This is a genomic window from Burkholderia sp. GW821-FHT14F03, from assembly GCF_058803765.1.
Genome location: NZ_JBXAPG010000042.1, coordinates 30,286 through 38,441 on the forward strand (window position 1 = coordinate 30,286; position 8,156 = coordinate 38,441).

The following is an 8,156-nucleotide window of genomic DNA, read 5'->3' on the forward strand; positions in this document are numbered from 1 at the left end:
GACGCCGGTGAAGATTCCGCCGGTGAAGCTCGATCCGATCGATGTGACGCCGGTGAAGATCCCGCCGGTGAAGCTCGATCCGATCGATGTAACGCCGGTGAAGATCCCGCCGGTGAAGCTCGATCCGATCGATGTAACGCCGGTGAAGATTCCGCCGGTGAAGCTCGATCCGATCGATGTGACGCCGGTGAAGATTCCGCCGGTGAAGCTCGATCCGATCGATGTGACGCCGGTGAAGATCCCGCCGGTGAAGCTCGACCCGATCGATGTGACGCCGATCAAGATCCCGACGGTGCCGCCGATGCAGCCGCTCCCGCCGGTGAAGCTCGTGCCGGTCGATCTGACACCGGTGAAAATCCCGACGGTCCCGCCGGTCAAGGTCGACCCGATCACGCCGACCTTCCCCGCAGCGCCGACGCTGTCCGGCCGCGCGCCGACCGCGTGGATGGCCGATTCGGCCCAGCCCTGGACCAGCAATCCGTTGGCGTCGCTGTTCGCCTTGCCGCGCGACGAAGTCGTCAGCTACACGGTCAGTCTCGCGGACGGCGCACCGCTGCCGGTCTGGCTCGGCTATGACGCGGCGCAAGGCCGCCTGACGCTGTCGCCGGGCGCGGCCATGACCGGCCCGCTCGCGGTGAAGGTCAGGGCGACCACCGCATCGGGCCAGTCGGCGGAGTCGGCGCTCGAACTGTTGGTGCAGCCCGGCGTGCAGAAGGTCGGCGTGATGGCCAGGGTCGACGTCGCGGACAGTCAGGTCGCGATCGACCAGGGCGAGGCGATGTCGACCGTCACCGCGACGGGCGGCCGCCATGTGCTGCTGCAAGGCGGCACGTTCGGCTCGGCGACGCTGGGCGGATCGGGCGCGCACGCGGTCACGGCGACGGGCAGCGGCACGAAGCTGACCACGGGCGACGGCGACAGCACGATCGAGTTGCTCGGCTCCGGCGCGACGGTGACGGCAGGCGGCGGCAACAACCACGTGACGGGCAGCGACAGCAACGCGGCCATCACGCTCGGCAACGGCGACAACCATGTGACGGGCGCGTTCCGGCAACTGACGGTGGGCGCGGGCCGCAACGTGATCGACAGCACGGGGTCGCTCGCGACGCTGCGCCTCGGCGACGGTCACGACGTGGCGACCCTCAAGGGCGCGCTCGCGACGGTGCAGGTCGGCCACGGCACCTACGAGCTCGATTACGCGGGGAGCCTCGGCAAGCTCGCGTTCGGCGCGGAGGTCGGCGCGGAGCGTCTGTGGTTCCAGCATGCCGGCGACGATCTGCGCATTTCGGTGACGGGCAGCGCCGAGACCGTGACGCTGAAGAACTGGTATGCGTCGCAGCCGGATCGCCCGGGTTCGATCGTCGCGGGCGACGGCAAGACGCTGTCGGGGCTGAGCGTCGAGAGCCTGGTTCAGGCGATGGCGAGCTTCGCGCCGCCCGTTGCGGGCGCAACCGCCATCACGCCGGAGCAGCAGAAATCGCTGCAGCCGGTGCTGGCGGCCAACTGGCACTGACCGCGTCCGCCGCCGCCCCCGCCGGGGGCGGCGGCCTTTCTGTCTGATCGACGATGAACGACTTTCAATCGACTCCCTCCATGCCGGATGCCGGCCTCGCGGCGCTCGTGCTGATCGCGCAGTTCCACGGCCTCGCGACCGACGCCGACCAGCTGCGCCACGCGAGCGGGCTGCCGGACGGCGCGCTCGGCGCGGCCGACCTCGAACTGGCCGCGCGTTCGCTCGGCCTCAAGACCCGCCGCGTGCGGGCGAGCGTCGAGCGGCTCGCGGCGCTGCCGAAGCCCGCGCTGATGCTCGCCGGGGACGGCGCGCATTTCGTGCTGGCCGCGTGCGATGCCGGGAAAGCACTGATCGCGGAGGCGCACGCGCCGTCGCCGACGGTGTCCACGCCGGCCGACGTGATCGCGCGCACGGGCGGGCAGGTGCTGCTGGTCGCGTCGCGCGCGACGCTGGCCGGCGAATTCGCGCGCTTCGACTTCTCGTGGTTCATCCCGGCGGTGGTCAAGTACCGCCGCCTGCTGCTCGAAGTGCTGCTGGTGTCGGCGGTGCTGCAGGTGTTCGGGCTCGTGTCGCCGCTGATGTTCCAGGTGGTGATGGACAAGGTGCTGGTCAATCGCGCGTTCAACACGCTGAACGTGGTGTGCGTCGCGCTGCTCGTCAGCGCGGTGTTCGAAGTCGTGCTGAGCGGCGTGCGCAACTACGTGTTCGCGCATACCGCGAGCCGCATCGACGTCGAACTGGGCGCGCGGCTGTTCCGCCACCTGCTCGCGCTGCCGCTCGCCTACTTCGGCGCGCGGCGCGTCGGCGACACGGTCGCGCGCGTGCGCGAGCTGGAGAACATCCGCAGCTTCCTGACCGGGCAGGCGGTGACGGCGGTGATCGATCTGTTCTTCTCGATCATCTTCCTCGCCGTGATGTGCATGTACAGCGTGTGGCTCACGCTCGTCGTGGTGATCTCGCTGCCGGTGTACGCGGCGATCTCGATGGGCATCACGCCGGTGCTGCGCCGGCGCCTCGACGAGAAATTCGCGCGCACGGCCGACAACCAGTCGTTTCTCGTCGAGACCATCTCGGGCGTCGAGACCGTCAAGTCGATGGCGGTCGAGCCGCAGTTCACGCGGCGCTGGGACAACCAGCTGGCCGGTTACGTGTCGGCCGGTTTTCGCGTGACCTCGCTCGGCAATGTCGGGCAGCAGCTGATCCAGCTGGTCGGCAAGCTCGTGTCGCTCGTCACGCTCTATCTCGGCGCGCGCTTCGTGATCGAGGGCAAGCTGTCGGTGGGGCAGCTGGTCGCGTTCAACATGATGTCGCAGCACGTCGCCGCGCCGGTGCTGCGGCTCGCGCAGCTGTGGCAGGACTTCCAGCAGGTCGGGATCTCGATGAGCCGGCTCGGCGACATCCTGAACACCCGCACCGAACTGTCGCAGAGCCGCCAGACGCTGCCCGCGGTGCGCGGCAACGTCAGCTTCCAGGACATCCGCTTCCGCTACCGGCCCGACGGCCCGACGATCCTCGACGGCGTGTCGCTCGACATCGCGGCGGGGCAGGTGATCGGCATCGTCGGCCGCTCGGGGTCGGGAAAGAGCACGCTGACCAAGCTGTTGCAGCGGCTCTACGTGCCCGAGCACGGGCGGGTGAGGATCGACGGCATCGATCTCGCGCTCGCCGATCCCGCATGGCTGCGCCGGCAGATCGGCGTGGTGCTGCAGGAGAACCTGCTGTTCAACCGCTCGATCCGCGAGAACATCGCGGTCACCGATCCCGGCGCGTCGCTCGACGTGGTGATCCGCGCGGCGCAGCTGGCCGGCGCGCACGAGTTCATCTCCGAGCTGCCGGAAGGCTATGACACGATGGTCGGCGAGCACGGCTCGAACCTGTCGGGCGGCCAGCGCCAGCGGATCGCGATCGCGCGCGCGCTGGTCACCAATCCGCGCATCCTGATCTTCGACGAGGCCACCAGCGCGCTCGACTTCGAGACCGAACGGATCATCCAGCACAACATGCAGGCGATGTGCGCGGGCCGCACCGTGATCATCATCGCGCACCGGCTCACCTCGGTGCGCCATGCGCACCACATCGTCGCGATGGACCGGGGCCGCATCGTCGAGAGCGGCACGCACGACACGCTGCTCGGCCTGCAGGGTTACTACGCTCACCTGGTGTCGCTGCAACATGCATGACGCCGCTTTTCGCCACGACCGATGATGCTGAAACTTCACGCGCTCGGCGCGCTGCTCGCGCGCTATGCCGCGGTATTCCGCGAAGCCTGGCGGATCCGCCGCGCACTCGACGGCGCGCCGCGCCTGCCGCATGAGCGGGCGTTCCTGCCCGCGCACCTCGAACTCGTCGAGACGCCCGTGCATCCGCTGCCGATGTGGACGATGCGGGTCATCGTCGCGCTCGGCGCGCTGATTGTCGCGATCGCGCTGATCGGCCAGCTCGACATCGTCGCGGCCGCGCCCGGCAAGCTGATCCCGAAACAGCAGGTGAAGACGATCCAGCCCGCGCTGACGGGCGTCGTGCGCAGCATCCTGGTGCGCGACGGACAGCGTGTGCACGCGGGGCAGCTGCTGATGGAACTCGACACCACGCAGGCGGCGGCCGATGCGGACAAGGCGCGCCTGAGCCGCGTCGACGCGGCGCTGACCGCCGAGCGTTCGCGCGCGCTGCTGGCCGCGCAGACGCAGGGCAAGATGCCCGCGCTCGGCCCGGTCGACGGCGCGAGCGAGCAGCAGGCGCTGGAGGCGCAGCGCTTCGCGGAGAGCTTCTACAGCGAGTATCGCGACCGCTTCGGCAGCGCGCAGGCGGAGCTGCTCAAGCGCGAGGCGGAACTCGCGACCACCGCGCAGCAGATCGCCAAGCTCGCCGCGACCGCGCCGCTCGCGCGCCAGCAGGCCAACGACTACCGCGCGCTCGCCGCCGACAAGTACGTGGCGAAGACCGAATACCTCGACAAGGAGCAGAGCGCGCTGGGCCAGGAGCACGAACTGGCGGCGCAGCGCAGCCATGCGCGCGAGCTGACGGCGGCGATCGCGCAGCAGCGCGCGGAACTCGCCTCGACCACGTCGCAGTTCCGCCGTCAGCAGATGGACCTGCTCGACAAGGCGACCCAGCAGCTGGCGCAGAGCCGCAACGACGAGACCAAGGCCGACACGCGGCAGAAGCTGCTGAGCCTGACCGCGCCCGTCGACGGCACGATCCAGCAGTTGCGGATCCACACGCTGGGCGGCGTGGCGACCGCCGCCTCGCCGCTGATGGAGGTGGTGCCGGACGATACGCTCGAGGTCGACGCGAGCATCGAGAACAAGGACATCGGCTTCGTCAAGGTCGGGCAGCCGGCGATCGTCAAGGTCGAGGCGTTTCCGTATACGCGCTACGGCTACCTGAAGGGAACCGTCGCGACCGTGTCGAACGACGCGGTGCAGGACCGTCGGCGCGGGCTGACTTTCCCGGTGCGGGTGCGGCTCGCGACCAACCGGATCCGCGCCAACGACACCTGGATCAACCTCACGCCGGGGATGGCGGTGACGGCCGAGATCCGCACGGGCAAGCGCAGCGTCGCGCACTACTTCCTCGATCCGGTGATCCAGACGGGGCAGGAGAGCTTGCGTGAGCGTTGATCTTCATCGCGGCGCGCGCCTTGCCGCCCGCGCGCTCGGACTGGCCGCGCTCCTGGCGTGCGCGCGGCCCGCGTGCGCGTTCGATCCGTTCCTGACCGGGCGCGCGGTGTCGGCGACGCCCGCGAGCGACCTGCTCGGCGACGGCGCGCGGGCCTGCGCGTTCGGCGAGCTGCCGTCGCCGCTGCGTCTGCAGGACGCGGTGGAGCGCGCGCTGTGCGGACATCCGAAGACCCGCCAGGCGTGGGCCAACGTGCAGATCCAGGCGGCCGCGGTGGGGGTGGGGCGCGCGGCGTTCCTGCCGACGGTGACCGGCAACTGGCAGGGCACGCGCGACAACGCGAGCAACCACGTGACCGGCTATCCGCAATTCGATTCGAACTACCGGACGAACCTGCAGAACGCGGGCGTGTCGCTGAGCTGGGTGCTGTACGACTTCGGCGGCCGCTCGGCGGCGCTGCGCAACGCAACGTCGCTGCTCGCGGCGGCGCAGGCGAACCAGCAGGCGACGCTGCAGACGGTGTTCGCGACGGTGGCGAAGGATTTCTACGCGGCGCAGGCCGCGCAGGGCACCTACACGGCGGCGCGCGAGATCGAGCGCGCCGCGCGGGACAGCGCGGACGCCGCGAGCGCGCGCGTCGAACGCGGCGCGGCGGCGATCACCGACCAGTTGCAGGCGCAGACCGCCTACGCGGACGCGGTCGTCAACCGGACCAAGGCCGAGAGCGACTGGCGCGGCGCGGTGGGCGCGCTCGCCTCGGACATGGATCTCGCGCCGACCACGGAGATCGCGCTGCCGGACGTTGGCGACGGCGTGACGGCGAACCGCGAGTTCGGCGATTCGGTCGAGGCGCTGATCAAGGAGGCGCAGCGCAGTTATCCGGGGGTGCTGGCAGCCGAGGCGCAGGTCGACGCCGCCCGCGCGAAGGCCGCGCAGACGCGCGCGGAAGGCCTGCCGCGCCTGAACCTGGTCGGGCAGTACAACTACAACAACCAGCCGACCAGTTTGCAGCTCGGCTTCCCGGTGTTTCCGGCCTCGCATCGCGAGTGGTATCTCGGCCTGCAGGTGACGATTCCGCTGTTCGAGGGCTTCGCGCGCACCTACCAGGTCCGGCAGGCGGACGCGCAGACCACGCTGCAACGCGACCTGCTCGACGAAGCGCGCCAGCAGGTCGGGCTCGATGTGTGGAATGCCTACCAGACGCTGCAAGGCGCGACGCGTAATCTCGACAACAGCGCGACGCTGCTGGCGCTCGCGCAGCGTTCCTACGACGCGTCCGGGCATCGCTATCAGGTGGGGGTCGGCAACATCCTGGAGCTGCTCAACGCGCAGTCCGCGCTGGCGGGGGCGAAGCGGCAGCGGATCCAGGCGCTCACCGACTGGCGTTCGGCGCGGCTGCAACTGGCCGCGAAGCTCGGCAAGCTCGGCATGTGGAGCCTCGACGCGCCGGAGGCGACGCCGCATTGACGGGCGCGTGGGGCAGGCGTGGCGGGAACCGGGAAGCGGAAGCGAAAAGCGGCGTGATCAGTGACGCAGGTTGCGCCACTGGCCGGGCGCGAGGCCGAAGCGGCCGGTGAACGCATGCGTGAGCGCGCTCTGATCCGCGAAGCCGACCGCGATCGCGATGTCGGCGAGCGGGCGGCCCGGATCGTCGAGCAGCAGCAGCGCGGTGTCGAGCCGGAGCCGTCGCAGGTATTGATGGGGCGTTTCGCCGAAGGCGTCGCAGAACAGCGCATGAAAGCGCCGCAGGCCGAAGCCGCAGTGCGCGGCCAGATCGGCGACCCGCAGCGGTTCGGCGAGGTGCGCGCGCAGCCAGCGATCGATGCGCGCGACGGCGAGCCCGCCCGCGCGCGCCGTGGGTGCGGTTTCGCCGAGCGTCGCGACCAGCGCGTCGCACAGCCGCGCGGCGGCCTGCCAGTGAAAGCGCCGGCCGCCTGCTTCCGCATGGCCGGCCAGTTCGGCCGCGAGCACGCCGAGGGCCGGTTCGAGGCGCAGCGTGCGGGCGCGTTCGAACAGCCGCGCGGGCACCGCGAGCGACGCGGCGGGCAGGTCGAGCACGAGCTGGCGGTTCGCGCCGAGCCCGGCATAGGCGTGGCGCGCGCCGGCCGGGACCAGCCAGGCCGAATGCCGGTCGATGCGCGCGTCGACGCCGTCGACCGACATCACCATCGCGCCATCGACGCCCAGCACGATCTGGTGGAAGTCGTGCACGTCGGACGCCTCGGACTGGCCGTAGCGGCGCAGCGAGACGGTGGGCGACGCGAGGGCGGCTTCCATGATCGGGCGCGGGGCGTGGCTCAGATGTCGAGCAGTTCGACTTCGAACACGAGCGTCGCGTTCGGCGGAATCACGCCGCCCGCGCCGCGCACGCCGTAGCCGAGTTGCGGCGGAATCGTCAGGCGCCGCACGCCGCCGACCTTCATCCCCTGCACGCCTTCGTCCCAGCCCTTGATGACCATGCCGCCGCCCAGCACGAACGCGAACGGATCGTTGCGGTCCTTGCTGGAATCGAACTTCTGGCCGTCGGTGAGCCAGCCGGTGTAATGGACGCTGACCGTCTGGCCCGCGCGCGCTTCCTCGCCGCTGCCTTCGGTCAAATCTTCGTACTTGAGACCCGATTCGGTGGTCACGACTTCCATGAACGACTCCTGAAAAAACGAACGAAACCGCTATTGTAGGGGAGCGCACGCTTCGCGTGCGCGGCGCGCGGTCCGTTGCACGGATCGGAGCGGCCGAGGCGACCCCGCCGAGGGTGACCCCGCCAAAGGTGACCCCGCCAAAGGTGGCCCCGCCAAGGGTGGCCCCGCCAAGGGTGGCCCCGCCAAGGGTGACCCCGCCAAGGGTGACCCCGCCAAGGGTGACCCCGCCAAGGGTGACCCCGCCAAGGGTGACCCCGCCAAGGATGACCCCGCCAAGGGTGACCCCGCCAAGGGTGACCCCGCCAAGGATGACCCCGCCAAGGGTGGCCCCGCCAAGGGTGACCCCGCCAAGGGTGGCCCCGCCAAGGGTGACCCCGCCAAGGGTG

At 70.4% G+C, this 8,156-nt stretch carries 6 protein-coding genes; 4 read left to right on the plus strand and 2 right to left on the minus strand.

What is annotated here, in order from left to right; translation table 11 throughout:
* From AC1RQF_RS25130 to AC1RQF_RS25145, 4 genes are all read left to right on the plus strand, one after another.
* On the plus strand, positions 1 to 1,513 hold a 1,513-nt coding region (locus AC1RQF_RS25130), incomplete at its 5' end, for a hypothetical protein (RefSeq protein ID WP_492873201.1).
* Positions 1,514 to 1,566: 53 nt separating this feature from the next.
* Positions 1,567 to 3,693 carry a type I secretion system permease/ATPase gene (locus AC1RQF_RS25135; RefSeq protein WP_492873202.1) on the plus strand — a complete coding sequence of 709 codons (2,127 nt, stop codon included), beginning with the start codon at positions 1,567 to 1,569 and terminating at the stop codon, positions 3,691 to 3,693.
* 21 nt (positions 3,694 to 3,714) lie between these two features.
* Positions 3,715 to 5,133, plus strand: a complete 1,419-nt coding sequence (locus tag AC1RQF_RS25140) for an HlyD family type I secretion periplasmic adaptor subunit (RefSeq protein ID WP_492873203.1) — start codon at positions 3,715 to 3,717, stop codon at positions 5,131 to 5,133.
* The gene (locus AC1RQF_RS25145; protein WP_492873204.1) at positions 5,123 to 6,598 is read left to right on the plus strand and encodes a TolC family protein; all 1,476 of its coding nucleotides are present in this window, start codon (positions 5,123 to 5,125) and stop codon (positions 6,596 to 6,598) included. The genes AC1RQF_RS25140 and AC1RQF_RS25145 overlap by 11 nt, the downstream gene beginning before the upstream one ends.
* 57 nt (positions 6,599 to 6,655) lie before the next feature.
* Here the strand turns inward: AC1RQF_RS25145 and AC1RQF_RS25150 are convergent, their stop codons facing one another.
* On the minus strand, positions 6,656 to 7,408 hold the full coding sequence (locus tag AC1RQF_RS25150) for a helix-turn-helix domain-containing protein (protein WP_273996657.1): 753 nt from the start codon (positions 7,406 to 7,408) through the stop codon (positions 6,656 to 6,658).
* Positions 7,409 to 7,428: 20 nt separating this feature from the next.
* The gene (locus tag AC1RQF_RS25155; protein ID WP_273996656.1) at positions 7,429 to 7,770 is read right to left on the minus strand and encodes an FKBP-type peptidyl-prolyl cis-trans isomerase; all 342 of its coding nucleotides are present in this window, start codon (positions 7,768 to 7,770) and stop codon (positions 7,429 to 7,431) included.
* Between the last annotated feature and the right edge of the window lie 386 nt (positions 7,771 to 8,156).